Raw genomic sequence first — 25,665 nt, 5'->3', positions numbered from 1 at the left:
TGGGAGCCACCAACGTTCTACGGGCAGGGCTTGTCCGTCGCAACGCCCGCCAGGGTTAGCGAGAAGCCCCCGGCTTCAGCCGGGGGAGGAGTCACGAATTTGGGGAAGTTCTCGAAGGTCGCCCACTGGTCGTAGACGACGCGGACGGGCGCGTCCACGTCGATCGACTCCTCCACCGTGCTCACCGCCGCACCCTCCCACGCCGTGCGCCTTTCCGGGCCGTCCTGTCGGGCGACCCGCCGAGCGGCCGGCCGGAAAGGGGTGAATGCGCGGGCGGTGTCCCTGCCGATCCGGGCCGTGCGCCGGGTGGCGGCAACCGGGGTGTCCGCCTGGCCGGCGCGAATGTCGTCTACCCGGCGGTGCGGCCGGCGCCGTCCCCGTCCGGGCCCGGGGTGTCCCGTCCCAGGCCCCGGCGGATCGCGGTCTCCACGGGTGAGTACGCGCCGTCGGCGCGCTCCAGTTCGTACGGTGCGGCCGGCATCAGGGGCGGCTGGGCCATGAAGCGCGGCCGCGCTCCGTGGTGCGGTTGCGCCGCGTGCACCAGGAACGGGTGGCACAGGTAGACGTCGCCCGGGGATCCGGTGGCGAGGGCGAGCAGCCGGTGGTCGGAGGCCGCCACCAGATCGGGAGCGAGGGCCAGGCCGCTCGCCCCGTCCTCCCCGTACTTCTCCAGCACCTTCGGCGCGTCGAGGTGCGAGCCGACCCGGATCCGGGTCGGGGCGTCCTCCTCACCCACCTCGCTGAACAGGAACAGCATCAGAAGCGCCCGGCCCTGGGAGCGCAGATTCGTGAAGTACCAGCTCTCGCCCTCCGGCAGGTAGCTCCCCTCGATGTGCCAGCCCGTGTCGTCCGGCTCCTCTTCGTGCGGGAAGCGCAGCGGGAACGTGCCCAGCGAGTAGCGCGGCTCCCAGCGCCCCGCGCCGACGAGCAGGTCGTACGCGCGGTGCAGGGACGGGGAGTTGGGTGCGGCGGCGAACGGTCCCTGCGCCATGCCGGCCACCCGGTGCACGGGCTGCTTCCACGTCGACGGGTCGTCCGGGTCACAGCCGGTCTCCCGCCAGAGCAGTCGCTCGCAGTCCGCGGCCACGCGCGGCGCGACGGCGCCCTCCAGCCTGACGAAGCCGTCGCGGAGGAAACGGGATACCAGGGTCGTGTCGTCCATGCCCCCATCGTGCGGCGACACCGGTCCCGGTCACCCGACATTTCCCGCACCGCCTTTGCCGGGTGACCACCGGCCTCTTCCCGCTCCTCCGAGACCGGAAGCGGCCGGCCCGCGGCCACGGGACCACACGGCCGACGGCGGGCGGCCGGGCGGCCGCGGTCGGCGAGGACGCGGCCCGGGCAGCGTGGCAGGGTGAGTACCCGGCGGCTCAGCGCCCGGCCGAGGATAGGACCGCGGCGGGCGCCAGAGCCTTGGCCCACTCGCCGTGCGGTACGCCGGTGGAAGGTGCGCTGCGCGGATCGGCGCGACCGGGTGGCGGCGCGGTTCGAGCGCCGCGGGGTCGCCGTCGTCCCCTCCGTCGTCCCCTCCGTCGTCCCCTCCGAGGTCCCTTCCGAGGGGACGACCCCGCAGCGTCGCTGCTGTTCCTCGCTACTCCTCGTCGAGGAGGGCGGCGAACCGCTCCAGCGGGTTCCCGGTGAACGGGCGCAGCGCGGGGGCGAGGAGGCGTGCGCCGGGGAAGCGCAGTCCGCCGAGGAAGGCGAAGCGGGTCGTGCGGTCGGTCTCGGGGCGCGCTGCCATTCCGCCGAGGACGAGGCGGCTCTGCATCAGGCACCACCCGGGGGCGAGGTCGATGTCGAAGGTCGCGCGGAGCCGGGTGTGGCCGTGGATCCGGGCCCGGAACGGAGCACCGGTCGGCTCGGGGTCGATGAGACGGACCGTGCGGATGTCCGGGATCCAGAGCGGCATCGTGCGTTCCAGGTCCTGGGCGACCGACCAGACCCGCTCGAACGGCGCGTCGAGGACGGTCTCGCCGATCCGGGCCGCCCCGGGTGCGGTGGCGGCGATCACGTGCAGGCGGCGGATGGTGTCGAAGTCGGCGACGGGCCACTGGGGCACCGGGTTCTCGGTCACTGCTGCCACGCCTTTCGGAAGCTGAGTCGGGCCCGGGAGAGCCGGGACTTGACCGTCCCCGGCGCGACGGCGAGGAGTTCCGCGGTCTGCCGTTCGTCCAGCCCTTCCAGGTCGCGCATCAGCAGGACGGCCCGGTGCTCGGGGGAGAGCCGGGCGAGTACGTCGTTGATGTCCGCGGCGAGTTGGGGGTCGCCGGGCGCGGGGAGTTCGCCGAGTTCGGCCGGCCGGGAGCGCGCCGAGCGGGTCGCGCACCGTACGGCCTCGCGCACCGCGATGGCCCGGACCCAGCCGAACAGCGCTGCGGGCTCCTGGAGTTGGCGCAGCTTGCGGAAGACCACGATGAGCGCTTCCTGGGTCGCGTCCGCGCCGTCGTCCAGCGCGATCGGTCCGCAGAGCCGGCGGACGTAGGGGGTGATCAGGTCCAGCAGCCGGCCGACCGCGAGTTGGTCGCCGCCCTGGGCGGCCCGGACCAGTTCGGCGAGGCCGGGCGGTGGCTCCTGCATGGCGCTCTCTCCGTCGATCGGCAACAGGGGGTCCAAGGATGGAGGCGTCGCAACGGCGAAAGGTTCCGGCGGCTTTTCGCCAGGCTCGCGTGTTCCTCGTCACAGGAACGGATCGCCGGGTGGGGTGCTCCTCCGGGTGTTCGAACGTCCCGAAGTCCTCCGTGAGGTGACGCAATGAAGCCGACGAGCATCCGCACCAAGGCCACCGCGATCGGCGCGGTGCTGGCCGTGGACGGTCTGGTCCACCTGTACTGGGCCAGTGGGCGGACCTGGCCGGTGCACGGCACCGTCCGGCTCTCGCAGCTGGTGCTCAACACCCGGGTGCCGTTCACCCCGCAAGGCCTGATCCCGCTCGCGGGCATGCTCTTCTCGGGCGCGGCACTGGTGCTGGTCCGGGGCGGGCGGCTGCCTGCCCTGGGCCGCCGGCTGCCCGCGGTACTGCCGCGCTGGGGGAGCCGGGCGGTGGCCGCCGGACTGCTGGCCCGCGGCGCGGTCGGGCTGGTCTGGGTGACGGGGGCCTGGGCGGACCCGGCCGACACGTTCTACTGGCTCAACCTGCTCCTGTACACCCCGCTGTGCCTCCTGCTGGGCCGGGCGGCCTGGCAGGTGTCGGCGGCGGAAGGGGTGTCGGCACTTCCGTGGAGGGTCGTGGCGTGAAGGGCGGCCCGCCGGTGGCCCGGCGGGCCGGCCTTCGGGTGGACGGCGGGAGTGCGCGGACGGGCCCTACGGCCGGGGCAGCTCGCAGCCGTCCGGCCCGCAGGCGTCCGCGTCGCCCCCGCCGACCTGGACCAGCGGTGCCGGCGGCCGGCTCTCCCAGGCCTGCTCCAGTGCCCGCGTGAACGTTTCCGCGGGCTGGGCCCCGGACACCCCGAGCCGGCGGTCGAGGACGAAGAACGGCACACCCGTCGCCCCCATGGCGCTCGCCGTCGCCTCGTCCTCGCGCACGGCCTCCGCGTACGCCTGCGGATCGGCCAGCACGGCGGCGGCCGCCTCGCCGTCCAGCCCGGCCCCGACGGCCAGCTCGACCAGCCGCTCCTCGTCGAACGCCGAGCGCTCCTCGGCGAAGTTGGCCCGGTACAGCGCGTCCAGCAGCTCGGCCTGCCGGCCCCTCTCCTTGGCGAAGTGCAGCAGCCGGTGCATGTCGAAGGAGTTCGCCGCGTCCCGCCCGCCGTCCAGGTACGGCAGCCCTTCCGCGCGCGCGTTCTCGGCGATCCGGGCGTCCGCCGCCTCGGCCTGCTCCAGGCTCATCCCGTACTTCGCGGCGAGCAGCGGGAGCACGGGACGGGCCGCGCGCGGCGCGTTCGGGTCCAGCTCGAACGAGCGGTGCACGACCTCGACCTCCGCGCGGTGCGGGAACACCGCCAGGGCCTGCTCGAACCGGGCCTTGCCGATGTAGCACCACGGGCAGTTGATGTCGCTCCACACTTCGACGCGCACGGGACCGCACTCCTCTCGTCGGGCGGGCCTGTCCCGCGCCGGTACTTACGGGAATGCGCTCGCGCACCCGAATATTTCAGGACGAGAAATATTCGAACGGTTCGCCCCGCGGACGGGCCTCCGACGACCGTCCGGCGCCTCAGCCGCGGGGTGCCAGCGTCGCGACCAGGTCCCCCGCCGTCAGCCGTTCCAGCTCCTCGGGCGCGGCGTCCACCCGCCCCGGGTAGAGCCGGTAGAGCGCCCCGGACAGTTTCTCCGGCGCCGGCACGTCCCCGTCCACCAGCGCGACGAACGCCCGTGCACCGTCCGGCAGTTCCGCCTGCCCGGCACCGTCGTCGTCCCGCCGCGCCCGCAGCCGGGCCGCGAACGCCCCGACGTCCTCGCCGTCGCGCCGCCGCCACCGCCGTACGCCGAGGCCACCGCGCACGTGCACGTCGTCGGTGCCCGCCGCCGCCCGGGCGCAGGCGACGTCCCACAGGGTGGCCCGGTTCTCCGGGCCGAAGTGGGCGAGCACGTCGCGGCTGAGCGAGCCGACCTCGGCCTGGTGGCGGTGGACGCTGTGGTAGCCGCCGTCGGCGCCCGTGTTGAGGTCGGTCCAGGTGTACTGCCGCTGCGCGAGGTCGACGATCATCGGGACGGACACCTTGGCGTCCCCGACCAGGTCCAGCCGCTGGCGGACCGCCCTCGGGTGGTAGTGCTCGCCGCCGGAGGGCGTCGCGCCGAGGTCCATGAAGCCGGCGAAGGCCTCGGTCAGCTGCTCGAAGGCGACGTCGTTGTAGCTGAACACGATCACCACCGCGTACCGCGCGCCGCCCGCCGCCAGCCGGGCGAGGTCCAGGTCGACGAACTCCGTCGCGCCGTCGGGCGGCGGCGCGGACACGTAGTCGCCCGAGTGCACGGCCGCCCGGTTGCCGTGCACCAAGTTGGTGTAGTCGCACAGACCGCTGAACCGCCACCGCTCGTCGTACAGCGCGACGGACAGGTCGAGGTCCACCCGCAGGTGCTCCGGCTGCATCCAGTGCACGAACAGCCGCAGCCGCTCGCCGGCCGGCAGCCGCTGCCGGCTCCCGCGCGGCACGCACACCAGGGTCTTGGCGGCGGCCCGCTCGGCGAACGGCGCGACCAGGTCGGCCAGGCCCTCGTCCAGCAGCGCGCGGTCGTAGCGCTCGCCGCCGCTGCGGCGCAGCAGCTCGGCCTCGATCAACGCGCAGAGCGGGGCGCCGAGTTCGGCGGGCACCACGGTGCCGTGGTCCTCCCGGGCGTGCGCCAGCGAGACCGTCCCCCGGGGGAAGTACAGCCGCCGCTCGCCCGCCGTCCGCCTCCCGCGCAGCCGCCCGTACGCGCCCAGCAGCGGCCCGGGGGCGACCCGGCCCAGGGCCCGGGCCACCGTCTCCAGCAGTTCTGGCGGCAGTGCGGCGCCGGGATCGGTGGTGGCGTGCACCCGCAGCACGTGGTGCAGCCGGCGGACCAGCTCGCCCGGGCGCGCGGCCAGCACCCGCACCGCACCGGCGGCGTCCCCGGCGGCCAGCAGCGATTCGACCCGCCCGGCGAAACCGGTGAACGCCAGCCGGGTGTGATCGCCGGTGGTGACCACGCGCAGCGGCGCGGGCGGCTCGGCGAACTCCCGGCCCACCTCGTGGGTGCGCAGGTCCGTCTCCCGCAGCAGCACGAACGCGGCCGTCACCTTCGGGAAGCGCCGCCGGTGCTCGTACGGGTGCAGCAGTTCGCCCGCGCGCAGCCAGGCCGAGCGGTGGCGGCGCAGGTCCTCGGCGAGGGCGGTGGGGGACAGGCCCTCCAGGACCTCCAGCAGGCCCCGGCGCAGCGGCCGCGGCAGGTTGCGCAGCCGCAGGCGGCGGGCGGTGGCGGGCAGCAGGTCGGGCTCGGCGCCGGACCACGCCCAGAGCAGGCGCAGCACGTCGGTCGCGGTGTCGACCCGTTCGGCCAGCACGGGCAGGGCGGAGGTGGCGTCGCGCTCCAGCAGGGCGGCGAGGACGGTGGCCTTGGTCTCGCGCAGCGGGATCCGCGCGGGCAGGTGCTGCGGCAGGTCCTCGGGCGCGTGGGCGAGCAGCGCGGCGAGGTCGTCGCGGTTCTGCGGGGAGAGCGGGGTGCGGCGGGCCAGCAGGCGGTGGAACTCGGCCATCGCGGCGGTGACCTGGTCGGCGGTGATCAGCCGCAGCGGGCGCAGGGCCTGCCGTCCGCCGAAGTCCTGCGCCGCCTTGCGCCCGGCCGAGCCGTCCTCGCCCAGGTAGGTGCCGGTCGCCAGTCGCGCGCCGCACAGCGGGCACTGCCCGCCCCGGCCGTCGGCGTCCAGGCCGTCCAGGCAGGGCGCGCAGAGCAGGTGCGCGCAGGGCGCGAGCGCGCCGACGCCCACCTCGGCGCCGCGCCGGCCGCAGTGCGCGCAGGGCTGGTTCGGCTGGTTGAGCAGGAACGCCCTGATCTGCCGGGTGTAGAGGACGTGCGCGTGGTCCGGCACGGCGTCCGGGAAGCGGCGGAACAGCGGCAGGTGCTCGCGGTCCGCGCCGAGCAGGTGGTCGATCCGGGCGAGCAGCCCGTCGCCCAGCTCGGCGAGCCGCACCGGCGCCAACCGGGACAGCGCGGCGCGCAGTTGCGTGGTGAGGACGTAGCCGCGCCGGACCAGATCGGCATCGAGGGCCACCAGGCCCCGAACGCTCCACGGATCCGCGGAGGGCAGCAGTTCGCCGGGGGCCACGGCGAGGGCACCACGCCGGCGGAGCAGGAAGGAACCGAGATCGAGATCGACGCTGACGTCGAAGGGAGCCACGATGGCTCGGGGCATGCGGAGAGATCCCCCCACGGAGGCGGAAAGAAGGAGGGGCGGAGAGGGGGCGCGCTACTGGTTTTCGAAGGAAGAAGAGAAGGAAGCGCGCCGCGGAGCCGCCAACACGGCGACCATAGCCGAACACCGAGGCACCGCCCACCGATTTATTCCGGCCACCTCGGAAGCAGGACGGCACGCCCGCTCCCGGGGATCCCGGGGCGAAGCCGACTGTGACCTGCCGGGACGTCAACCCGTGGGACGGGAAAGGGATATGTAAGCGATCGGTGAGACGGGCGGTGCGAGGATCGGCGAACGTTGCTGGAACGACGCCGGCTGGGGGGCAGGGTGTACATGAGTGATACGACATCGGTGCGGCGAGACGGCGAACGGGAAACGGCGCGGCTGCCGGAACGCCTGCGGGAAATGCGTTCGCTGACGAAGAAGAGTCTCAAAGACCTGGAACGCGTGACCATGGTGAGCGACTCCTCCTGGTCGCGGTACCTCGCCGGTCGCGGCCTGCCACCGTGGGCCGCGGTGGAGGCACTGTGCCGCGAGGTCGGGCGGGACCCGGAGGACCTGCGCCTGCTGTGGGAAGCCGCAGCGGCATCACGCACCGAGCAGGAACGGCCCCCGCAGACGGCCGACGACGTCGGGCCGGGAACGGCCGGGACCGTGGTGCCCGTCCGCAGGAGGCGGCCGTGGCTGGTCCTGGCGGCAATGGCCGTGACGCTCCTCGGAGTACTGGTGAGTGCGCTTGTGCCCGCTCTGCGGGACGGCGGGACCGGCTCCTCGGCGCCGCAGGCCGATCCGAAGCCGGACGGCCCGGCCTTCGGGGCATCACCCCCTGCGCCGCGCACCGCAACGGCGGTGCCCGGCGCGATCCGTGCGGACGCGGCCGTGCCGGAGCAGTTCCGCGGCGCCATCGAACTCGCCGCGAGGCGGTGCACCGAGGCCGAGGTGACCCCGGCGCTGCTGGCGGCGATGCTCAAGGTCGAGAGCGGTTTCGACCCGGACCTGCGCGACCCGAAGGCGGACGAGTACGGGATCGCCCGGTGGACCCCGGCAGTCTTCAACGCCTGGGCGGTGGACGGCAACGGTGACGGGGTGAAGGACTACATGTCCCCTGCGGACGCGATCGCCACGATGGGCCTGTACACCTGCTGGCTGGACCAGCGGATCAAACAGAGCGGCCTGCACACCAACCTCCCGGGCCTGATCGCGGCCGCCTACCGCACCAGCGACAAGGCCGTCATCCAGGCCGAGGGCGCGCCCGCGGGGACCGCCGCGTACGTCGCCGATGTCCTGCGCTACCAGGAGCAGTTCGCGACCCGGTAAATGCCGGCTGCTCCGCCCCCGGACCGGGGGGGCGGAGCAGCCGTTGTGCGGGGTGCCGGACCGGAAGGTGCTCCGCGACCGGGTGAGGCGTGCGGTAGCGGCCTTTCCAGGCAGGCGAGGATCAGCCCGTGGGACGGATCACGGCGCGAAGTAGGGGACCGGTTGTCCGTTGACGTCCAGGATGTCACTGTCGCCGTTGGGGCCGCCGCTGACGAAGATCCCGCTGATCCAGCCCCAGTTGGGGCTTCCGGGGATCTGGATCCACGCCCAGCGGTTGTTGTGGTAGGACCCGTAGGAGGCCTCGTCGCCGATCCATTCGCTGTCGACGCAGTAGTTCCCCGCATTGATCGTGGCGACGACCGGCTGGTGGAGGATCCGGCCGTCGTCCCATTGGCTGTGGACGTTGACGCCGTTGGCCCAGACGTGGATCGTCGTCGTGCAGGAGGGACCGCCGACGGCGTGGGCGGGGGCGACGGAACCGAGACTCATCGCCGTGCCGGCCAGCGCGGCCACGGCCAATGCCCGGACGCCGCGGGACTTTTTGACTGTCTGCATGCTGCTCTCTCCTCTGTGCTCTCGGATTGTTTCGTGCGGGGAACGGGGACCGACGCCCCGGAGCCGGGCCGTCAGCAGTGGCTGACGTGCGGCGACCAGTCCGCGTAGTTTCCGGTGTTGAGGTAGTAGTCGTTCACGAAGACGGTGGCCTCGGAGACCTGGAACCAGTAGCGGTCCCCGTGTCCGTCGGCATCGGGCGCCCCGGTGGTCCAGCAGAAGAGCGGCACCTCGTCACCGTTGTGGAGCTGCACGCCCTCCTGGACTCCGTGGGCGTAGTCCGGCGCGAGGTGCTGCGCGAGGTAGGAGCCCGGGTTGATGGCGGTCACCGTGGTGCACACCCTGTTGCCCCAGAAATCGCGGCAGGGCTGGTGGAGGTCGACCGCGGCAGAGGCCGGGGCCGCGAACACGCCGCAGGCCGCCAGCGCGAATCCGAGCGCGGTGGCGAACCGGGCGGCGACAGCCGTCGAAGGACGACGCACGAGGGAACTCCTGTCAGTGGGATTGCCGTCGAGAAGCCGCCTCCATGAAGGCGGCGAGGGCCGAGCCGGGAAGGCCCGACGGCGAGTGACCCCAAGCTGAGCAGCGCGTCGGTGGACGGACAAGCGCCCGTGTGCCGGACGGGACGTCCCAGGGACGGGCCCCGCCGTGACCTGCCGGGACACCACCGCTCGGGATGAGGACGGGATCCGAGGAACCGGCGGCTGTCATCCTTGGGGGAGCGGGAATCACGTGGGATGGTCGTGAAGATGGTCCTCGGGTTCCGGGCCGGTCCGGCGTGGGAGCCGGCGCCCCCGGCCAACTCCCTTGAGCGGTTAGCCTTTTCCGCATGCAGACCACCCGCCCCGCAAGCCCGGGTCCCGCCACCACCCTCGACCGCCTGCTCGCGTTCGGCTCACTGCCTGCGGCCGCGGCCGTGCTCACCGGGACGAACGCGCTCTACCTGCTGCTCGTCGTCTTCGGGAACGTCACCGACTTCCCCACCAACCAGCACTTCGTCCAGCACGTGCTGGCGATGGACACCACCTTCCGGGACGGGAACCTGATGTGGCGCTCCATCACGTCCCCGGGCCTGCAGAACGCGGCGTACGTCGCGATCATCGCCTGGGAGGCGCTGAGCGCCCTGGCGCTGACGGGCGGGACGTTCGCCTGGTGGCTGCGGCCTGACCTGGCGCGCCGGCTCAGCAGCCTCGGCCTGCTGCTGATGCTGCTGCTCTTCGGCGTCGGGTTCATCGGGATCGGCGGCGAGTGGTTCGCCATGTGGCAGTCGAAGACGTGGAACGGCCTGGACGCGGCGATCCGCAACGTCATCCTGGCCGGACTGGCGCTGGTGGTGGTCAACCTGCCGCACCGCCCGCACACCCCGTCGGAGTGAGAAGACGCGCGCCGGTGCTGCCCGCCCGGTCGGCACCTCCGCCGCCCGCCACCTCCCCGGCACCGCCGACTTTCACGTTCCAGCCCCCGGGGCGCCGTCAGCTCGTGTCGTCCCCGGGAGCCCCGTACTCCCGGTGCACGTCCAGGTAGGGCAGTTGCACCCGTTCCCGCCAGTCCGCCGCCTGTTCGTGCGCCGCCGGCCGCACCGCCGCCGCCTCGCCCGCGTCCTCGGCCCAGCCGTACGGGTACGGGCTGCTCAGGGCCACCGCCGTCGCGGCGAGGTAGCGGGCCATCGCCGCGTCGTCCGGCACGGCCAGGGTCTCGACCTCGCCCCGGTCGACCGTGATGCCGATCTCCCAGCTCCCCTGTGCGGTGCGCTGCGCGCCCCAGCCGCGCGCCCAGCGCACGTGCTCCGCCGTGACCTCGCCCCCGGGCCCGGGGTCCAGCCCCGCATCACGCAGCGCGGGGACCACGGCGGCCGGGGACGGCCAGGGGATGGGCAGCCCGGCGCTCACCGCCACGCCGAGCACGGTGCGGCACGGGTAGGGCGTGCGGCAGCACGCGCAGCGCGGTTGCTGCGCCTCGGAGCCGCCGCCTTCCGCCCGCCCGGGCTCGTGCAGCTGCACCACGGCGCCGAGCAGGTACTGATGCCTGCCGACCGGCTGCCCGGCGTCCTTCAGGTCCCGCAGGAAGAGCTGCAGCAGCCGGTGGAAGAGCCGGCCGCACTCGTGGCTGCCCAACGGCGGCACCGGCACCCGGACCACGCTGTCACTCCCTCGCCCGTCACGACCCATGCGGACGAGCCTAGACCTCGCGCCGGTCACCCGGCCGGGCCCTGGACGCCGGCCGTGTCCGAACGCTCACGGACCGGATTCCGCGAGGTTCGAACCTCCGATCGTCCGGGTACATACCGAGTGTTCGACAGCTACCCGAGGGGGCGCCATGGCCACGCTGATCGCCTTGTTCGCGGGCCTCGCCGTCATCGTGACCGGCCTCGCCGTCCACCTGCACCGCAGACCCGACAACCGGACCGAGACCGTCGAAGGACTGCTTGCCGAGCGGGAGCGCACGGCCCGGCTGCGGGCCGCCCGCTCCTCCTACAGCTCGATCGCCATGCACAGCACCCACGGCCTGACCGTCGACGACCTGGAGAGGTACCGCAGGTAGGGCCCGGCCGGCTGCGCAGCAGCCCCGGTACTCCACCGGGCAGGACCTGAGGTCCGGCCGGCTGGAGCACCGGGGCGGCGGGGGAGCGGTGCCGTGTGCGATCAGGCGTTCTGCGCCCCGTTGAAGACGTTGTAGGCGTCGTCACGGAAGTAGGCGCTCACCGCCCACCACTTGCCCTGCCAGCTGTTGCCCGTGACGAAGTCGCCGGTCTGTACGGCCGAACCGTCGTTCTGGTCGTAGTTCACGAAGAACGGTCCGCCGCTGGCACCTCCGCCCAGTCCGATGCAGTTGTCGATCCGCGCGGTGGAGGGCTGCTCGGGGCCGGCCACCGGCTGGCCGCCGCACCAGAGCATGTGCTCCCGCTCGGCGGGAACCACTCCGGGGATGCCGATGATGTGCGCGTAGTTGTTGATGTCCCGGTTGAACCCGATGCCGGTGGCCCCGACGACGTCCGCGATGTGCTGTCCGTTCAGCGTGTTCAGCACGATGAAGGCGATGTCGCCCTGCGGTGCGGGGGCGTCGACCCAGCCGGCCGCCCGCCAGCTCCACCAGCCGTGGGGGGCGTTCCCCGCGTCGTAGCCGGGAGCGAACGAGAAGTCGTGCCCGCCCTCCACGCAGTGCCGGGCCGTGGCGATGACGTCGCGGTTGGCGCTGGAGACGACGTTGGCGGTGCACACGCCGTTCCCGGTGAGCAGCCGCCCGGTGGTGCCCCAGACGCTGGCCTTGCCGGCGGCCGTCGCACTGGCGGCGACCCTCGCGCCGGCCTTGGGGTTGGCGGTCGGTTCGGTCGCGTGGATCGTCAGCGGCCGGCCGCCGAGGGAGCTCTCCTGGTCGGGAGCCCAGCTCGTACTGCCGGCGTTCGCCGGGTTGATCAGGACGTGGCTCTTGGCGCCGACCCGCTCGATCGGCCCGGTGCCGGCGGCCGGTGCGGCGGACGAGACCGGCACGGCCAGGCCGAGGGCCGCCACCGATGCCACCAGTGCTGTGAGGAGACCGCGCATGCGCATGGGTGTCCTTTCTTGACTGCGGGATGTCGGGATGTGCTGTCCCGTCAGCTTGGAAGTGGCACGTCAACAATGGGTCAACAACGTGCCAACGACTGCGCCGGCGACCACGGCCGGCCCGGGCCGGTGGCCGGCGTACCGGAAGGTCCCCACGGTATTTCCGTTCGGCTGACGCGAGTTGGCAAATTCGGCATACTAACTGTCCATGAGAGTGGCTCTGTTGACCGCCGGCTCGCGTGGTGACGCGGCTCCCTACACCGGCCTGGGGCACGCGCTGGAACGGGCCGGGCACCGGGTCACCCTGGTCACCCACGCCCGTTTCGCCTCCCTCGCCGAGGACGCGGGCATCGGCTTCCATCCGCTGCCGGTGGATCCGCGGGCGGAGCTGGAGACCGAGCGGGGGCGTGCGCTGCGGCGCAGCGCCAACGACGTGGAGCAGCGGGCCCGGGCCTTCCTGCTCGCCCGGCAGGGCGCGCGGCAGATGGCGGAGGGCCTGCTGGCGGCCGCCCAGGAGGCCGATGTGCTGCTCGTGTCGAGCTCGTTGCAGTTGCCGGGTCACACCCTCGCCGAGGGGCTCGGGCTGCCCGGCATGGGCGTTTACCTCCAGCCTCTGCATGCCACCGGTGAGTTCGCTCCGAGTGTCATGAGTACCCGGTCCTTGGGGCCGGTCGGCAACCGGATCGCCGCGCGGGCCGTGAACGCCGCCGTGGACGCCGTCTACTCCGAGACCGCCCGCACGTTGCGGGCCCGCCTCGGCCTGCCGCCCCGCAGTACCCGCGCCGCCCGCCACGCCCGTGAACGGCAGCGCTGGTCCGTCCGGCACGGCTTCAGCCCGCTCGTCGTCCCCCGGCCCCGCGACTGGCGCCCGGAGCTGACCGTCGACGGCTACTGGTGGCAGTACGACCCGCCGGGCGCCGGACTGCCCCAGCGCGTCCGGGACTTCCTGGCGGCCGGCCCGCCGCCGGTCTTCGTCGGGCTGGGCAGCATCCCGGTGCGCGATCCGGCGCGGCTGGGCGCGACGGTGGTGCGGGCCCTGCGCGCGGCCGGGCTGCGCGGGGTGGTCCAGCGCGGCTGGGGCGGTCTGGAGGCCGACGGCGACGACATGCTCACCGTCGACGACCTCCCGCACGCCGTGCTCTTCCCGCAGACCGCCGCCGTGGTGCACCACGGCGGAGCGGGCACCACGGCGGCGGCCCTGCGCGCGGGGGTGCCCGCGGTCCCGCTTCCCCTCCAGCTCGACACCGGTTTCTGGGCCGCCCGCCTGGCCGCCCTGGGCGTCGCGCCCCGGGCCGTACCGTTGCGCGGCCTCACCGCGCCGGCGCTGACCGCCGCGCTGCTGCGCGTCACCACCGACCCGTCCTACCGGGAGCGGGCCCGTGCCCTGGGCGCCCGCATCCGGGCGGAGGACGGGACGGCCCCGGTCGTCGCCGCCGTGGACCGGCTGGCCAACGCCTGAGGCCGGCGACGCCACCGCCACCGCGGACCCGTCCGAGGGAACGCGGACCGCGGCGCCGGCACGCCGTCCGGCAACGCCTGGAGGCCGCCACCCCGCAGGGTGACGGCCTCCAGTGCCTTCTCGGGGCCGCCGTAGCGTAGCGCGCGCCTCGGACAACGGCCCCGGCGAGGCTCGGCCGGGAAGGGGGGCAGGCGGTGGCCTTGCCCGCGGTGACCAGGGCGGCGAGTGCGGTCCGCTGGACGTACACCAGCAGGCCGACGGTGACGCCGGCCATCACCAGGGCCATCAGGACGTGGCCGAGTGCCGAGACGAGGGCGAAGCCGAGGGCGCCGAGCAGGACGTGGGTGCCGATCCGCAGTCCCACGAGGGCGAAGGCGACCTTGCGGGTGCCCTTGCCGCGCCACAGCAGCTTGGCGAGCTTCAGCCGCTTGCGCAGCAGGGTGAGGGAGACGGTGATGTTGGCCGCGACGAGGACGACCAGGGCGGGCCAGGCGGCCGGGAAGGCGCGCAGCAGGTCGAAGGCGCCGGCCAGGACGCCCTCGAAGCCGAAGAACCAGGCAGGCAGCCGCATTTCGCCGACCGAGGGCAGCACTTCACCGGCCGTGCCGGTCGCGCCGGTGGCGTCGTGGCCGGCGTCGAGGCCGGCGGCTGGTTGGGATTCACGCGCGGCCGGGCACGGCCGCCGCTGCCGGCGGGTTCCCCACCCGGGTCACTCGCGGTCGGTCACCGCGAGCACGATCTTCCCGGTGGTACGGCCCAGTTCGCCCAAGCCCGCCATGCCTTCGCCTAAGAGCACCGTGCCGGCGGCGGCGAGGATGTCGCGGCGCACCTCGTCGGCCGCCGCCGTCCCCGGCCCCGTCGTGCCGGCGCGCCGCCCTCCCCTGCCGGGCCGGTACTCGGGCCCGCGGGGTCCCGGCCTGACGATGCGTCTGATGGGGCGTCCGCCAGATGATGCCCCGTCAACCTCCGCTGTCCGTTTTGCGATGACCAAGACTCGGCAGTGCAGAGATCAAGCCAGTGCGTGCACAATCAGACAATCTGAAAAGATGTTCGAAATTTGGTCAGTGTACAACTATGCTCCTCGCGGTGCCGGGACAACTGTCCTGCTGCAAAGGGGCCCTGACGGGCCAGGGGGAAAACGTGAGGGGTCATGACCTACACGACAAATCGGACAGGATTGCCGCAGGAGCGGCGGGTCCGCAAGAAACTTTCTACTCTGATAGCACTCACTCTTGCCGCCACCGTGGCCGGTACGACCACCGCCCAGGCCCTGCCGTCCGATGTCGGGCCGGCGCCGCTGCCGGCTGACGTCCGCGGCAAGGTCGTCGAGGCCTGGGAGTTGGGCGGCGTCTCGACCAAGGACGCCGCCGCGAAGGCGCTGGTCGGTTCCGATGCGGACCTCACCAGGTTCCTCGGCGAGACCCTGGCCCGGGCTTCCGCCGAGGACGAGCGCTTCGCCGTCCTGAAGATGCTCAGCGACACCGGTGTGGGTGTACGCGAGGCCGCCACGAAGGCGCTGAACGGTACCGACGCGGACGTCCACGCGTTCGTCACGTCGGGCTGGCAGAAGCCGATGAACGAAGACCGCCGGGCGGCGGTCTTCTACGTGCTGAACAACAGTGAGGCGGGTGTCCAGGCGGCCGCCGCCAAGGCGCTGAACGACGGCAGCCAGAAGGCGCTGGAAGACTTCCTGACCACGGGTCAGGCCAAGGCGCAGGAGGAGGACGACCGGTTCGCCATCTTCGCCGCGCTCGGCCAGAACCCCGGGCCCGAGTACACCAAGCAGGCGCAGCGGGCGCTCGCCGGGACGGCCCAGGACGTCCGCGCGTTCCTGGAGAAGGGCCAGTACCTGGCCCGGACCCGGGACCAGGAGACGCTCTCGATCGCGCAGCTCGCCCAGGCGGCCAAGGAGGCCGGCCAGCGCGCCAAGAACGAGACCGAGAACGCCAAGCAGGCCGGCGCCCGGGCCGAGGACGCCGCGGGCAAGGCGAAGGACGCCGCGCAGCGGGCCGCTGCCGAGGCCGCCGCCGCCAAGGACGACGTCAACAAGGCGGGTGCGGCGGCCAACAGCGCCGCGCAGGCCGCCGAGGGCGCGGCCGCCGCCGCGGAGACGGCGATCTCCGCCTCGAACGCCGCCGTCGCCGCCGCGCGCACGGCCGCCTCGGCCGCGCAGTCGGCCGCCTCGGCTGCGGCCGCGGCCGAGCAGGCCGCCTCCAAGGCGTACCGGGCCGCGGCGTCTGCCGCGGGCAACCGGAACGAGGCCGGTGCCGCCAGCGCCGCCGCCCAGCAGGCCCGTGACGCCGCCAAGGGTGCCCGGGACGCCGCCGGTGCCGCCTCCGCGGCGGCCGGTGCGAGCGCCGACGCCGGGCGCTCCGGTGCCGCCGCCGCCCGTGCCGCGCGCGATGCCGCCAGTGCCGCCGAGGCCAGCGCCCAGGCCGGCAGCTCGGCCGGCGCCGCCGGTGCCCAGGCGGCCCGGGCCCGGGACGCGGCCGGCAAGGCGCGCTCCGCGGCGGACCTGGCCACCGCGGCCTCCGGCCGGGCCGAGAGCCTGGCCAACGCGGCCGCCGGGCACGCCGCCGAGGCGAACCGGAGGGCCACCAGCGCCGCCGACCACGCCGACAAGGCGGCTGCGGCCGCCGAGCAGGCCGCCGCGTCGGCCGGCCAGGCACAGGACTGGGCCAACGTGGCGACCGCGCACGCGAACGCCGCGATCGAGGCCGCGACCGCCGCGAACGACGCCGTCACCGAGGCTCAGAGCATCGAGCAGCTGGCCCGTCAGGCCGAGGCCGCCAAGCTGGAGGCCGACAAGCAGCAGGGCCTCAAGGAGGCTGCCGCCCTCGTCAAGGCGGAGGCCGCGGACCAGGCCAAGCTGACCGGCGACCAGACCTCGGCCGCCGCGCTCGACACGGCCACCAAGGACCTGGTGCAGAAGGCCGCCGCCCCCGGCACCGACCCGAAGACTGCGGCGGGCTTCGGCCGCAAGGCCGCCGTCAACCTGCTGGGCAGCGCGGGTTACTGGACCCGGGACGCCGCCCGCGCCGCGCTCGCCGACAACGACGACGGCGTGGTCGCCTGGGCGAAGAAGGAGTACCAGGACGGCCTGCGGCTGGACGACCGCGACAAGGTGACCTACCTGTCCACGATCGGCACCTCCACGCTCGCGGGCGCCGCCCAGCGGACGCTGGAGAGCACGGACCCGACCGCCGTCGCGAAGTTCCTCTCCGGTGGCGCGCTGGACGTCCAGGCCGACGACCTGCGGTACACCATCTTCACGATGCTCAACGGAGCCGGGACCGCGGTCCAGCGGGACGGCGCCGCCGCACTGAGCAACGGCAGCGCCAAGGCGATGTCCGACTTCGTCCACACCGGCTACCAGCGCGCCGTGGCCGAGGACGACCGGGTGACGATCTTCTCCGTCCTGAACGGCCAGGCCGGTCCCAACGTCAAGGCGGCGGCCGAGGTCGCGCTCGCCGGGCCGGCCTGGATGCAGCACGACTTCGTGACCACCGTCCAGTACAAGGCCGCCGTGCTCGACTCGGACACCGACACCCACGTGTCCTCGGTCCTCGCGCTGATCGCCAACGCGGCGAAGGACGCGGTCACCGCCACCCAGAACGCCCAGCTGGCGTACCAGGTCGCGGCCAACGCCCGCAACGCCGCCCAGGAGGCCAACGACTGGGCGAACAAGGCCCAGGCGTCGGCCCAGCAGGCCAAGGGCTACGCGGACGACGCGAAGGCCAAGGCCACCGCGGCGGACGCCTCGGCGAACGCTGCGGCCGCCTCCGCCCAGCAGGCCAAGTCGGCCGCCGCGACCGCGCAGAAGGCGAACCGCGCGGCCAACTACTCGCTGAACCAGGCGGTCGCCTCCGCCGACAAGGCCACCGCCTCGGCGGCCAGCGCCCGTGCCTCGGCCGCCAGTGCGGCGGCTTCGGCTACGGCCGCCGGCAAGAGCGCCTCCGAGGCCTCCGCGGCCGCGCGGGAGGCACACAGCATCGCGGCGGACAAGCGGGCCCAGGAGCAGGCGGCGGCGGCAGCCGCGGCGGCTCAGGCGGCCCGTCAGGCCGAGGCCGCGAACGTCAGCCCGTCCAACAACCCGGCCAACGACAAGGTCAACGAAACGGCGTCCGCCACCCCGCCCGGGGGCTCCGGCGGAAGTGGTGGAACGGGTGGAACGGGCGGCGACGGCAAGGACGGTATCCGCAACTTCGCCACGGAGACGGGGCACTACAGCACCATCTGGGGCCTGGCCGCAGTCGGTTCGCTCGTCGTCCTTCCGCCGCCCCTCGGGGAGATCAGCTTCGGCGTCTTCGGAGCGTTCTCCCTCGGTGCCGGTCTGCTCAGCACCGGTGCGTGGCTCCTCGCTGACGGCTTCAACAGCAAGGATTTCCTCAACGCGGCGACCAGCACGATCCTCGGCACGATCGGAGGCCCCTACGGCAAGATCTACGGCGAGATCGCCGGACCGGCCGTGAGGACCAGCATCAAGGGCGCCAAGGCAGTCGGTCAGAAGATCATCGAGGGTGGGTCCGCCGTGGCCTCCGGCATTGTCGGCCTCTTCACCTGGTGATCTCCTGAACCGTCCGGCGGTCTAGGCTGCCGAAAAGCGGCGAGTCAATTCGAACGGGACCGTGGGGCCGCGTCCGGCGCGGCCCCACGGTCGACAAGGGGTGGACATGTACGTACTCGACCTCAGCACGACCTCCTGGTGGCTGATCGCGGCCCTGTGCGCGGCCGTCAACCTCGCGCTGCTGGTGCCTTCGATGCCGACGCGCGCGACCCGGATCCGCGTTTCGACCATGCCGGTGGTCTTGGCGACGTTCACCTACATCGCCTCGATCGCCAAGCCCGACTACCCGCCCCAGCTGCTGCTCTCGATGTACTCGATCGTCTGCCTGATGATTCCCGCGAGCCTGCTCGGATTCCGCAAGAAGATGGCGCGGATGGTCCTGGAACGCCCCGAGGACGGCAGCCTGCCGCTGGAGCACTACGGCCTCGCCCAGGAAGCCATGATCCGTTTCGCCCTCGCGGCGGTCGCGATGGGCGGCCTCTTGTACCTGTTCAAGCCGTAGCTGCCCGGCAAAGGGCCGTTCGGAATATCAATTCGCCCATAGACTTCGTATACATACTCACGTTTCGATGATTCTTCTCCCGGCCGGAAGAATGATCTTCCGGAACGTCATCCGTTCGTGATAGCAATACTCCCGGTGACGGCCTCCGGGTCATTCGCGCAGATGCCGTGAACCACCGACTCCGAAACGTTCCAGGGGGGATTCCCATGCGCTCCATTTCCAAGCTGCTCGTCGCCGGCGCGGTCGCCGGCTCCGTCGCGTTCACGGGCGTCGCGGCCGCCAACGCGGCGACCGGCGCTCCGGCCGGCTCCGCGGCCGTCACCGCCGACGACACCCCGCCGCCGCCGGCCGTCGAGGACTTCGCCTACCCGGGCGCCGACAAGATCTTCACGGACCGCGGCATCAAGCTCATCACCGGTGACGGCCACATGCTCCTCGTCGACTGCCCCACCCCCGGCACCACCAAGCCGGGAGTGCTGCAGATCGACACCCGCGGCATGGGCGACCGGGACACTATCGGCCACGGCAAGTTCTGCTTCCAGATCACCGGGAACAGCGCCTCCCTCAAGCTGGAGCTGCCGTCCGTCTACGGCATCACGACCCCCGACTACGCGGTGACGGCCCACATGGTCACCGGCACCGGCGACCAGGCCGTGGACAAGACCTTCACGCTGCAGCGGAACATGCCGAACGCGGTCGGCGAGGCCACCGAACCGCAGCGCCGCCCGTACACGCTGCTGGACCTCACCGCCGTCAAGTGACGCCCCCCGGGCCCCGCCGCGCGACCGCGGCGGGGCCCGCGCCGTCCCGCCCCGATACCGGGCGGAACACCCCCGGCCGGCTGCCTCCGGGGTTGCTTCCGAGCCTGCCATGTCATGCGACCTCCACCCTGAAGGCCGTCTGAGTGACCGGGGCGTCACCTTCCGTGCTCGGGCGTGCAACGTGTGGTGCGATGCCGACGTGAAGTCCGGGGGCGGGCCCGGAAAGCCGTGCCCGCCCCGGATCCGTGGACGATCGAAGGGAAGCCCATGGTGCTCCGCGTGCTGGCCGCGACCGGTGTCGCTACATCATTGTTCGGTTCGTCGGCTCTCGGCGGCAGCCCGCCTCCGCCTCCGCCCCCGCCGCCGGACCGGATGGTCATCGACAGCGTGGCGGCCGCCGGTTCCGGCTGCCCGGCGGGGACGGCCGCCGTGGCCGTGTCCCCCGACAACACCGCCTTCACCGTCACCTACAGCAACTACATGGCCCAGGTGGGACCCGGGTCGGCGCCGACCGACTTCCGGAAGGACTGTCAGCTCAACCTGCTCGTGCACGTCCCCGGTGGTTCCACCTACGCGATCGTGTCCGCCGGCTACAGCGGCTTCGCGTCACTGGCGCCGGGCGCGTCCGGGACCGTGCGGGCCGGATACCACTTCCAGGGCGACCCCCGCACCATCCACAAGACCCATCACTTCAAGGGCGGATTCAACAACGACTGGCAGGTGACCGACACCGTGGACACCGCCGCCCTGGTCTTCGCCCCCTGCGGGGAGGAACGCAGCCTCGGCATCGACACCGAACTGCAGGTCGATCCCGGCACGTCGAGCCCGGGCGCCACCAGCTTCCTGGGGATGGACTCGACGGCCGGCGGGATCAAAACCGTGTACCACCTGGCCTGGAAGCAGTGCCCGTGACCTCTTGGCGCTGCGGCCGGTGGGTGCGTCCGGGCCAGCGGCTCCCGTGATCGGTGGCAGCACCGCGTCGGGGCGGCCCGAGCCCGGGCCGCCCCTTCGCCGTTCCCGCCGGGCGTCGTCGGAACCTTCCTCGGGTAACTCCGGTCAGCGGGGTACCCGGTTGTCGGTCGCCAGTACGTCGCCCGGCACCGTCGAGCCCACCTGGCGCCGCAGCGCGCCGATCGCCGGATCGGAGATGGAGACCGTGAGCCGGTAGTACGGCTGGCCGGTGATGGTGTTGTGCGAGTCGGTCGGTGCGATCAGGCGTTGCTGGAGGGCGAAGCCGTCGAAGCCCGGGCACAGGGCCGCGGCCGGGAGGCTCACCTGGACGGACGCGCCGCTCTCCGGTCCGACGTGGACGGTGCCGCCCGCGCCGGACGGGGCGTCACCCGACGGGGCGTCGCCGTCGTGTGTGAGCGGGAGTCCGTGGGCCCCGCCGACCAGGCCGTCCGGGCCCTCGATCTCCACCGCCACGCCCTGCGGACCGAGCGGCGCGGACAGGTCCAGCGCGTTGCCGCCGGGGCCCGGTGCGAGGTCCAGACCGATGGTGAAGCGCCCGGGGTCGTTCGCCGCGTCCCGTGAGAACCCGTAGGAGCCGAGGGCGAGTTGCGGTCCCGGCGGCGGGGCGTCCGCCAGTGACCCGGCGAAGGTGAAGGATCCGGGCGCCGGATCGAAGTGGTGGAAGCCCTTGGCGCCGCACCTGGTGCCGTCGGAGACCCCGCCGCCGGGCAGCGCGACGTCCGCGGTCGGCCGGGGCGAGGCGGGCACACCCCGCGGGTGGCGCGCCACCGGGCCGGCCCCGTTCAGCAGACCGGCCGGGTCCGTCCCGACCGCGACGGCCACCAGCGCCGCGAACGCGGCGACCGCGATCAGCGCGGTGCGCCGCCGTCCGGGCCGCAACCACCGTGAGCGGGCCGTGCCGGAGGCGGCCCCGGGCGTCCAGCGGCGGCCTCCCGGGTCCACCGGCGGCTCCTGCCGCCACCGCGCGGCGAGCATCCGGGTCCGGGCGGTCGGCTCCTTGACGGCGGCGTCCTTGACGAAACGCTCGTCCAGGACGAGCCCCTCGAACGGATCGGGTGTCGCCCGGCCCGGCTCGGCCGGCTCCGGCTCGCGGGACGGGTGCTGGTGGGGGTCTTCGGCGGTCGGCACGGCGCCAGTATGCCCGCCCGTTCGGACACACCGACCTGTGAGGCGGCCGGGAGCCGCCCCGCTGCCCCGACGGGGACTCACGCCGGCGGGCGGGTGCTACCAGTCGGCCAGGTTCCAGCCGCCGAGGCCGTTGTCGGGGGCGACGGTCTTCTCCTTGGTGTTCACGACCTTGACGACGTCGCCGATCAGCGAGCTGTTGAAGAACGACCCGGCCGGGGAGGTGTCGCTGCCGCCCTCCACGTCCTTGAGCGCGACGCAGCCGTGGCTGGTGTTTTCCTTGCCGAACGGGTCGCCCTTGTACCAGTAGTTCCCGTGGAGGTAGGTGCCGCTCCTGGTCAGCCGCATCGCGTGCGGGGCGTCGGGGATGTCGTACTCGTTGCCCATGCCGACGGTCTGGGAGTTCATGTGGGTGACCTTCTCCTTGGACATGACGACCATGGTTCCGCCCCAGGAGGGGTGCTTGTCGTCGCCGAGGGTGGCGGGCACGGTGGTGGTCCGGCCGTCCCGCACGATCGTCAACAGGTGCGTGGCGGCGTCCGCGGTGGAGACCTGGGAGCGGCCGATGACGAACGGCTCGTCCTTGTCGACGTCGCCCCAGACACCGGGGGCGACCTCGACGTTCTTCAGCCGGTAGTGGATGGTGACCTTGGTGTTCGGCTTCCAGAACTGCGCCGGGCGGAAGTCGATCCGGTCGTCGCCGAACCAGTGGCCCTTCACCTCGGTGCCGTCGTCCGTCTCGAAGGTGATGGCCTTGGCGACGGCGTCCTTGTTCACGATCCTGCTGCCGAAGTCCACCTTGACGATCATGCCCACGCCGTAGGTCTGGCCGTCGGCGATGTTGTCGTTGCTGGACACCCGCTTGCCGGGGGAGACGGTGGTGAAGGCGCTGGTGGCCGCGGAGACCAGGCCGTCGGCGTCCTTCGCCTGGGCGTTCACCGTGTACGCCGTGCCGGGGGCGAGCGCGGCGGCGGGCTTCCAGCCGGTGCCGTCCGGGGTGATCGAGCCCTGGACGGGCTTGCCGTCCTTGTCGGTCACGGCGACGGCGGTGAGCGTGCCGTGGGAGACGCTCACGTGGAGCGCGGTCGGTGCGACCGCCTGGGCCCCGTCCTTCGGCTCCACGTCCAGCACCGCGGTCGACGTCCTCGGCGTCGCCGCGGTGGCCGCCCCGCCGGGGGTGCCTGAGGGGGTGTCGCCGGGGGTGCCCGAGGGTGCGCCGGAGGCGGCGGTGTCAGCGCTCTTGTTTTGGCCGTCGCCGCAGGCCGAGGACATCAGCAGGACCCCGCCCATCGCCAGTGCCACCGCCCCGCGGTGGAAGACGACGTTGGTGCGTATAGCGGCCCGGGCCGCTCGAACAGTGCTCACAGTTGCTCCCTCTCGGTGTTCGACGTCAGCTTGTGCGCCGATTCGTCCCGGCTGCAACGGTGGGCCGATGATCAGGGACGCGGGGACGCTTCTACCGTGTTTGAGCTGGGAAGACGTAACCTTCCTGGGACGCGTTCGCGGGCGCCGGGACGGCGCGGCCGATGCCAATGCCGATGCCGCCGGTCCGCGTCCAGGTGATCCGGCTCCGGCGACGGCCGCAGCCGGGGGGCGCGATCACCGCGGGGGTTCAGGAACGGGGTGGAGGATCAGTGTCAGAGGGGACCGGGGAGTTGAGGGAGGCGGACGGGGCAGCGCGGCTGCTCCAGGAGCTGAAGAGCCGTTCGGGCCTCAGTTACGGCGCGCTGGCCAAGCGGCTGCACGTGAGCACGTCGGCCCTGCACCGCTACTGCAACGGCGACGTGATGCCGGCGGAGTTCGCCCCGCTGGAGCGCCTTGCCCGGCTGTGCGGGGCGACCCCGGAGGAGCGCACCGAGCTCTACCGGCTGTGGGGCATCGCCCACGAGCCGCGGGGCAACCGGCAGGCCTCCGCCGCGGCGGCACCGGCACCGGCGCCGACGCCGGAAGCGACACCGCAACCGGCCGCGGGAAGTGTCACAGAGGACGAGACGGCTGGCCCGGCGCTCACCCCCGCAGCGCCGCCACGCAGGCGTTCGCGCCGGAGCGTACTCGCCGCCGTGACGGCAGTCGTCGTGCTCGCCACCATCGGCGCCGTCGCCACCGATCTCAAGACCCACAGGGACGGTGACCCCGTGTCCGCTCCCGCCCCGGCGGGGCCTGTCGGCACCGCGGACCAGGGTGCGAGCGCCCCGATCACCGTCACGGTCCGCCCGTCCCTCCGCGACGCCGAGTGCGACCAGTACGTGGTCGACCGTCCGCCGTCGGAAGTCCCCCGGCCGCCCGCGGTGGCGGACGTCCCCGCCTGGGCCTCCGAGGTCGGTGCGGTCCCCGGCCACTACCAGTCGATCGAGCTCACCGTGCAGGGCACCGGCGGCGACACCGTGGTGCTGACCGCCCTCAACGTCCGCGTCGCCCGGACCGCGGCCCCGCTGGCCTGGAACGCCTACTCCATGGGCCAGGGCTGCGGCGGCGGAATGGACGTCCACTCCTACGACCTCGACCTGGACGCGGCCCGCCCCCGTCCGGTCCTGACCGGGGGCAGCACCGGCCTGCCGCTCAAGGTGAGCGAACGGGACCCGGAGGTCATCGAGGTCACCGCCGAGACCACCTCCCACGACGTCAGCTGGTACCTGGAACTGGAGTGGTCCAGCGGCAACCGGACGGGCACACTGCCCATCGGCCTGGCCGACGGCGCGCCGTTCCGCACCAGCGCGGTCAAGGGCCGACCGCTGTACAGCTACCCGGCCGGCGGCAAAGCCTGGGAGCCGAGCCCCTTCCAGAAGTGACGGCCGCACGGGGGTTGTGAACTGCTGGGGATCGAGGTCGTCTTGGTGCACGTGGGTGTCCGTGAGTTCGTTTTCGATCATGGCTTGTTGGATCGATGAAGCGACTGTCGGTGGCGTGTGCCAGGGTGGTGGCACTGACGGAGAGGGGGAAGCCGCTACGGCTGATCGACGCACCGTTCGTTTCCCTTGGCCCGTCGGGTGTGACGGTCCGTGACCGTCTCAAGGGCCTGACCCCCGAGGACGAGAAGGTGCTGCGGCTGGTCGGCGAGCACCTCGGTTCGCTGGCGTCGCGGGATCTGCTGGGCACCCGGCACACCTCGACGCCGCGGACCTGACCGAGGCCCGGTGGCGGGAGAAGTGGGAAACCGCCCGGTGGTTCCTCGCCACCGATGGCGAGTCCGGCAAGCGGTTCGGCAACGAGACGATCCGCGTCACCCCCGACGGCGAAGTCAGCATCAAGTTGCCCGCCCCGCTCACCGGTCTGGCGAAATCGACGCACGGCCGGTACGTCCTCGCCGCGAAGGTGTCCTTCTCGCACAGGGGCACCGAGTGGGCCGACCGTGTTGACTGCTACGTGTGCCCTGCTGACGGGCCTCCGGCAGCAGGAGATCGCCAGGGGGAGCGGTACGGTCGTACCGCCGTGACCGGTTCGGCGTCGTCGGCACCTTCCTCGGGTAACTCCGGTCAGCGGGGGATCCGGTTGTCGGTCGCCAGTACGTCGCCCGGCACCGGAGCCAGGTCCGCTTCGGGCGGGCCCGGCCGGAGGACGGCCCGGGTGTCCAGCGGCGGCCCCCGGGGTCCACCGGCGGCTCCTTCTGCCACCGCGCGGTGAGCATCCGGGTCCGGGCGGTCGGCTCCTTGACGGCGGCGTCCCCGATGAAGCGCTCGTCCAGGACGAGCCCTTCGAACGGGTCGGGCATCGCCGGGCCCGGTGCTATCGGCTCCGGCTCGCGGGACGGGTGCTGGTGGGGGTCTTCGGCGGTCGGCACGGCGTCAGTATGCCCGGTCGTTCGGACACACCGGTTCCTGCGGCCGGGCCGCCCGGCATCCCGGGAAGCCGGCCGGGAGCGACCGCCCCGGCGGTCACCGCGGTGACCGCCGTCGGGACGGGCCCCGAACCACCGGACCGACTCCACGTTCCCGCCGCCGCTGTGGCCGTGCCGGGCCGTCAGGCCGTCCGGCTCCGTCCAGGCACAGGTACAGGCCCGGACACGGACACTGGGCCCGTTCGGTGCTCCCTGGGCATCCGCGCCGGCCTTTCACGGAGG

Annotated in this window: 23 protein-coding genes and 1 pseudogene; 11 read left to right on the top strand and 13 right to left on the bottom strand. The window is 73.2% G+C overall.

Features of this window, described 5'->3' with window-relative positions:
* Positions 1-17: 17 nt before the first annotated feature.
* The 4 genes from ACFXDE_RS27930 to ACFXDE_RS27915 form a co-directional block, all read right to left on the bottom strand.
* Positions 18-185 carry a hypothetical protein gene (locus ACFXDE_RS27930; protein WP_380497450.1) on the bottom strand — a complete coding sequence of 56 codons (168 nt, stop codon included), beginning with the start codon at positions 183-185 and terminating at the stop codon, positions 18-20.
* Between the two features lie 164 nt (positions 186-349).
* Positions 350-1,162 (bottom strand): phytanoyl-CoA dioxygenase family protein, encoded by an 813-nt coding sequence (locus ACFXDE_RS27925; protein WP_380497449.1) that lies wholly within the window; start codon positions 1,160-1,162, stop codon positions 350-352.
* A 429-nt stretch (positions 1,163-1,591) separates the two neighbouring features.
* Positions 1,592-2,074: a hypothetical protein gene (locus ACFXDE_RS27920; protein ID WP_380497448.1), complete on the bottom strand. Its 483-nt coding sequence runs from the start codon at positions 2,072-2,074 to the stop codon at positions 1,592-1,594.
* On the bottom strand, positions 2,071-2,577 hold the full coding sequence (locus tag ACFXDE_RS27915; protein ID WP_380497447.1) for an RNA polymerase sigma factor: 507 nt from the start codon (positions 2,575-2,577) through the stop codon (positions 2,071-2,073). Before ACFXDE_RS27915 ends, ACFXDE_RS27920 begins: the two co-directional genes overlap by 4 nt.
* Positions 2,578-2,751: 174 nt before the next feature.
* Here ACFXDE_RS27915 and ACFXDE_RS27910 point away from each other — a divergent pair, with 174 nt between their 5' ends.
* On the top strand, positions 2,752-3,234 hold the full coding sequence (locus tag ACFXDE_RS27910) for a DUF3995 domain-containing protein (RefSeq protein WP_380497446.1): 483 nt from the start codon (positions 2,752-2,754) through the stop codon (positions 3,232-3,234).
* A 66-nt stretch (positions 3,235-3,300) separates the two neighbouring features.
* Here ACFXDE_RS27910 and ACFXDE_RS27905 read toward each other — a convergent pair whose 3' ends face one another.
* Together ACFXDE_RS27905 and ACFXDE_RS27900 are read right to left on the bottom strand one after the other, a co-directional pair.
* Positions 3,301-4,014 (bottom strand): DsbA family oxidoreductase, encoded by a 714-nt coding sequence (locus ACFXDE_RS27905; protein WP_380448215.1) that lies wholly within the window; start codon positions 4,012-4,014, stop codon positions 3,301-3,303.
* A 139-nt stretch (positions 4,015-4,153) separates the two neighbouring features.
* Complete coding sequence (locus ACFXDE_RS27900; protein ID WP_380497445.1) at positions 4,154-6,811, bottom strand: MXAN_6230/SCO0854 family RING domain-containing protein; 2,658 nt, start codon at positions 6,809-6,811, stop codon at positions 4,154-4,156.
* Between the two features lie 333 nt (positions 6,812-7,144).
* Here ACFXDE_RS27900 and ACFXDE_RS27895 point away from each other — a divergent pair, with 333 nt between their 5' ends.
* Entirely contained in the window at positions 7,145-8,128 is a 984-nt protein-coding gene (locus ACFXDE_RS27895) for a helix-turn-helix domain-containing protein (RefSeq protein ID WP_380497444.1), read from the top strand.
* Positions 8,129-8,266: 138 nt separating this feature from the next.
* On the opposite strand, the gene ACFXDE_RS27890 is transcribed toward ACFXDE_RS27895, so the two are convergent.
* Positions 8,267-8,683 carry a hypothetical protein gene (locus ACFXDE_RS27890; RefSeq protein WP_380497443.1) on the bottom strand — a complete coding sequence of 139 codons (417 nt, stop codon included), beginning with the start codon at positions 8,681-8,683 and terminating at the stop codon, positions 8,267-8,269.
* 71 nt (positions 8,684-8,754) lie between these two features.
* Entirely contained in the window at positions 8,755-9,162 is a 408-nt protein-coding gene (locus ACFXDE_RS27885; protein ID WP_380497441.1) for a hypothetical protein, read from the bottom strand.
* Positions 9,163-9,509: 347 nt separating this feature from the next.
* On the opposite strand from ACFXDE_RS27885, the gene ACFXDE_RS27880 reads away from it, so the two are divergent.
* A complete protein-coding gene (locus ACFXDE_RS27880) occupies positions 9,510-10,055 on the top strand; it encodes a DUF2165 domain-containing protein (protein ID WP_380497440.1) in 546 nt (181 codons plus the stop codon).
* A 97-nt stretch (positions 10,056-10,152) separates the two neighbouring features.
* On the opposite strand, the gene ACFXDE_RS27875 is transcribed toward ACFXDE_RS27880, so the two are convergent.
* Entirely contained in the window at positions 10,153-10,818 is a 666-nt protein-coding gene (locus ACFXDE_RS27875) for a hypothetical protein (RefSeq protein ID WP_380497438.1), read from the bottom strand.
* A gap of 178 nt (positions 10,819-10,996) precedes the next feature.
* Between ACFXDE_RS27875 and ACFXDE_RS27870 the strand changes: the two genes are divergently transcribed.
* Complete coding sequence (locus ACFXDE_RS27870; protein WP_380497437.1) at positions 10,997-11,221, top strand: hypothetical protein; 225 nt, start codon at positions 10,997-10,999, stop codon at positions 11,219-11,221.
* Positions 11,222-11,322: 101 nt separating this feature from the next.
* Here ACFXDE_RS27870 and ACFXDE_RS27865 read toward each other — a convergent pair whose 3' ends face one another.
* Positions 11,323-12,222, bottom strand: a complete 900-nt coding sequence (locus ACFXDE_RS27865; protein ID WP_380497436.1) for a trypsin-like serine peptidase — start codon at positions 12,220-12,222, stop codon at positions 11,323-11,325.
* Positions 12,223-12,430: 208 nt separating this feature from the next.
* Between ACFXDE_RS27865 and ACFXDE_RS27860 the strand changes: the two genes are divergently transcribed.
* Positions 12,431-13,681, top strand: coding sequence for a glycosyltransferase (locus ACFXDE_RS27860; protein WP_380497435.1), 1,251 nt, complete (start codon positions 12,431-12,433; stop codon positions 13,679-13,681).
* On the opposite strand, the gene ACFXDE_RS27855 is transcribed toward ACFXDE_RS27860, so the two are convergent.
* Entirely contained in the window at positions 13,569-14,252 is a 684-nt protein-coding gene (locus ACFXDE_RS27855; protein WP_380497434.1) for a hypothetical protein, read from the bottom strand. The two genes, ACFXDE_RS27860 and ACFXDE_RS27855, sit on opposite strands and share 113 nt — an antisense overlap.
* Positions 14,253-14,924: 672 nt before the next feature.
* Between ACFXDE_RS27855 and ACFXDE_RS27850 the strand changes: the two genes are divergently transcribed.
* The 4 genes from ACFXDE_RS27850 (at position 14,925) to ACFXDE_RS27835 (ending at position 20,423) form a co-directional block, all read left to right on the top strand.
* Entirely contained in the window at positions 14,925-18,248 is a 3,324-nt protein-coding gene (locus ACFXDE_RS27850) for an ALF repeat-containing protein (RefSeq protein WP_380497433.1), read from the top strand.
* Positions 18,249-18,354: 106 nt separating this feature from the next.
* Positions 18,355-18,750 (top strand): hypothetical protein, encoded by a 396-nt coding sequence (locus ACFXDE_RS27845; protein ID WP_380497432.1) that lies wholly within the window; start codon positions 18,355-18,357, stop codon positions 18,748-18,750.
* Positions 18,751-18,956: 206 nt separating this feature from the next.
* Entirely contained in the window at positions 18,957-19,511 is a 555-nt protein-coding gene (locus ACFXDE_RS27840) for a hypothetical protein (protein ID WP_380497431.1), read from the top strand.
* 267 nt (positions 19,512-19,778) lie between these two features.
* Positions 19,779-20,423: a DUF4360 domain-containing protein gene (locus ACFXDE_RS27835; protein WP_380497430.1), complete on the top strand. Its 645-nt coding sequence runs from the start codon at positions 19,779-19,781 to the stop codon at positions 20,421-20,423.
* A gap of 144 nt (positions 20,424-20,567) precedes the next feature.
* Here the strand turns inward: ACFXDE_RS27835 and ACFXDE_RS27830 are convergent, their stop codons facing one another.
* The gene (locus tag ACFXDE_RS27830) at positions 20,568-21,611 is read right to left on the bottom strand and encodes a hypothetical protein (RefSeq protein ID WP_380497428.1); all 1,044 of its coding nucleotides are present in this window, start codon (positions 21,609-21,611) and stop codon (positions 20,568-20,570) included.
* Positions 21,612-21,707: 96 nt separating this feature from the next.
* Positions 21,708-22,910, bottom strand: coding sequence for an Ig-like domain-containing protein (locus ACFXDE_RS27825; protein ID WP_380497427.1), 1,203 nt, complete (start codon positions 22,908-22,910; stop codon positions 21,708-21,710).
* A gap of 332 nt (positions 22,911-23,242) precedes the next feature.
* On the opposite strand from ACFXDE_RS27825, the gene ACFXDE_RS27820 reads away from it, so the two are divergent.
* Both ACFXDE_RS27820 and ACFXDE_RS27815 read left to right on the top strand, forming a co-directional pair.
* Positions 23,243-24,397, top strand: coding sequence for a helix-turn-helix domain-containing protein (locus ACFXDE_RS27820; protein WP_380497426.1), 1,155 nt, complete (start codon positions 23,243-23,245; stop codon positions 24,395-24,397).
* Between the two features lie 95 nt (positions 24,398-24,492).
* Positions 24,493-24,962 (top strand): annotated as a pseudogene (locus tag ACFXDE_RS27815) (hypothetical protein); the annotation flags it as partial.
* Between the last annotated feature and the right edge of the window lie 703 nt (positions 24,963-25,665).

Origin of the sequence: Kitasatospora sp. NPDC059408, from assembly GCF_042751525.1 — a bacterium.
Classification (GTDB): domain Bacteria; phylum Actinomycetota; class Actinomycetes; order Streptomycetales; family Streptomycetaceae; genus Kitasatospora.
This window is presented reverse-complemented; position numbering and strand designations above follow the sequence as displayed.

What these genes read in the sequence shown, in the direction of transcription:
- ACFXDE_RS27925 (WP_380497449.1), bottom strand. Translation starts at nt 1,162, where the DNA reads ATGGACGACACGACCCTGGTATCCCGTTTCCTCCGCGACGGCTTCGTC.
- ACFXDE_RS27915 (WP_380497447.1), bottom strand. Translation starts at nt 2,577, where the DNA reads ATGCAGGAGCCACCGCCCGGCCTCGCCGAACTGGTCCGGGCCGCCCAG.
- ACFXDE_RS27910 (WP_380497446.1), top strand. Translation starts at nt 2,752, where the DNA reads ATGAAGCCGACGAGCATCCGCACCAAGGCCACCGCGATCGGCGCGGTG.
- ACFXDE_RS27900 (WP_380497445.1), bottom strand. Translation starts at nt 6,811, where the DNA reads ATGCCCCGAGCCATCGTGGCTCCCTTCGACGTCAGCGTCGATCTCGAT.
- ACFXDE_RS27895 (WP_380497444.1), top strand. Translation starts at nt 7,145, where the DNA reads ATGAGTGATACGACATCGGTGCGGCGAGACGGCGAACGGGAAACGGCG.
- ACFXDE_RS27890 (WP_380497443.1), bottom strand. Translation starts at nt 8,683, where the DNA reads ATGCAGACAGTCAAAAAGTCCCGCGGCGTCCGGGCATTGGCCGTGGCC.
- ACFXDE_RS27880 (WP_380497440.1), top strand. Translation starts at nt 9,510, where the DNA reads ATGCAGACCACCCGCCCCGCAAGCCCGGGTCCCGCCACCACCCTCGAC.
- ACFXDE_RS27870 (WP_380497437.1), top strand. Translation starts at nt 10,997, where the DNA reads ATGGCCACGCTGATCGCCTTGTTCGCGGGCCTCGCCGTCATCGTGACC.
- ACFXDE_RS27865 (WP_380497436.1), bottom strand. Translation starts at nt 12,222, where the DNA reads ATGCGCGGTCTCCTCACAGCACTGGTGGCATCGGTGGCGGCCCTCGGC.
- ACFXDE_RS27860 (WP_380497435.1), top strand. Translation starts at nt 12,431, where the DNA reads ATGAGAGTGGCTCTGTTGACCGCCGGCTCGCGTGGTGACGCGGCTCCC.
- ACFXDE_RS27855 (WP_380497434.1), bottom strand. Translation starts at nt 14,252, where the DNA reads ATGCGGCTGCCTGCCTGGTTCTTCGGCTTCGAGGGCGTCCTGGCCGGC.
- ACFXDE_RS27845 (WP_380497432.1), top strand. Translation starts at nt 18,355, where the DNA reads ATGTACGTACTCGACCTCAGCACGACCTCCTGGTGGCTGATCGCGGCC.
- ACFXDE_RS27840 (WP_380497431.1), top strand. Translation starts at nt 18,957, where the DNA reads ATGCGCTCCATTTCCAAGCTGCTCGTCGCCGGCGCGGTCGCCGGCTCC.
- ACFXDE_RS27835 (WP_380497430.1), top strand. Translation starts at nt 19,779, where the DNA reads ATGGTGCTCCGCGTGCTGGCCGCGACCGGTGTCGCTACATCATTGTTC.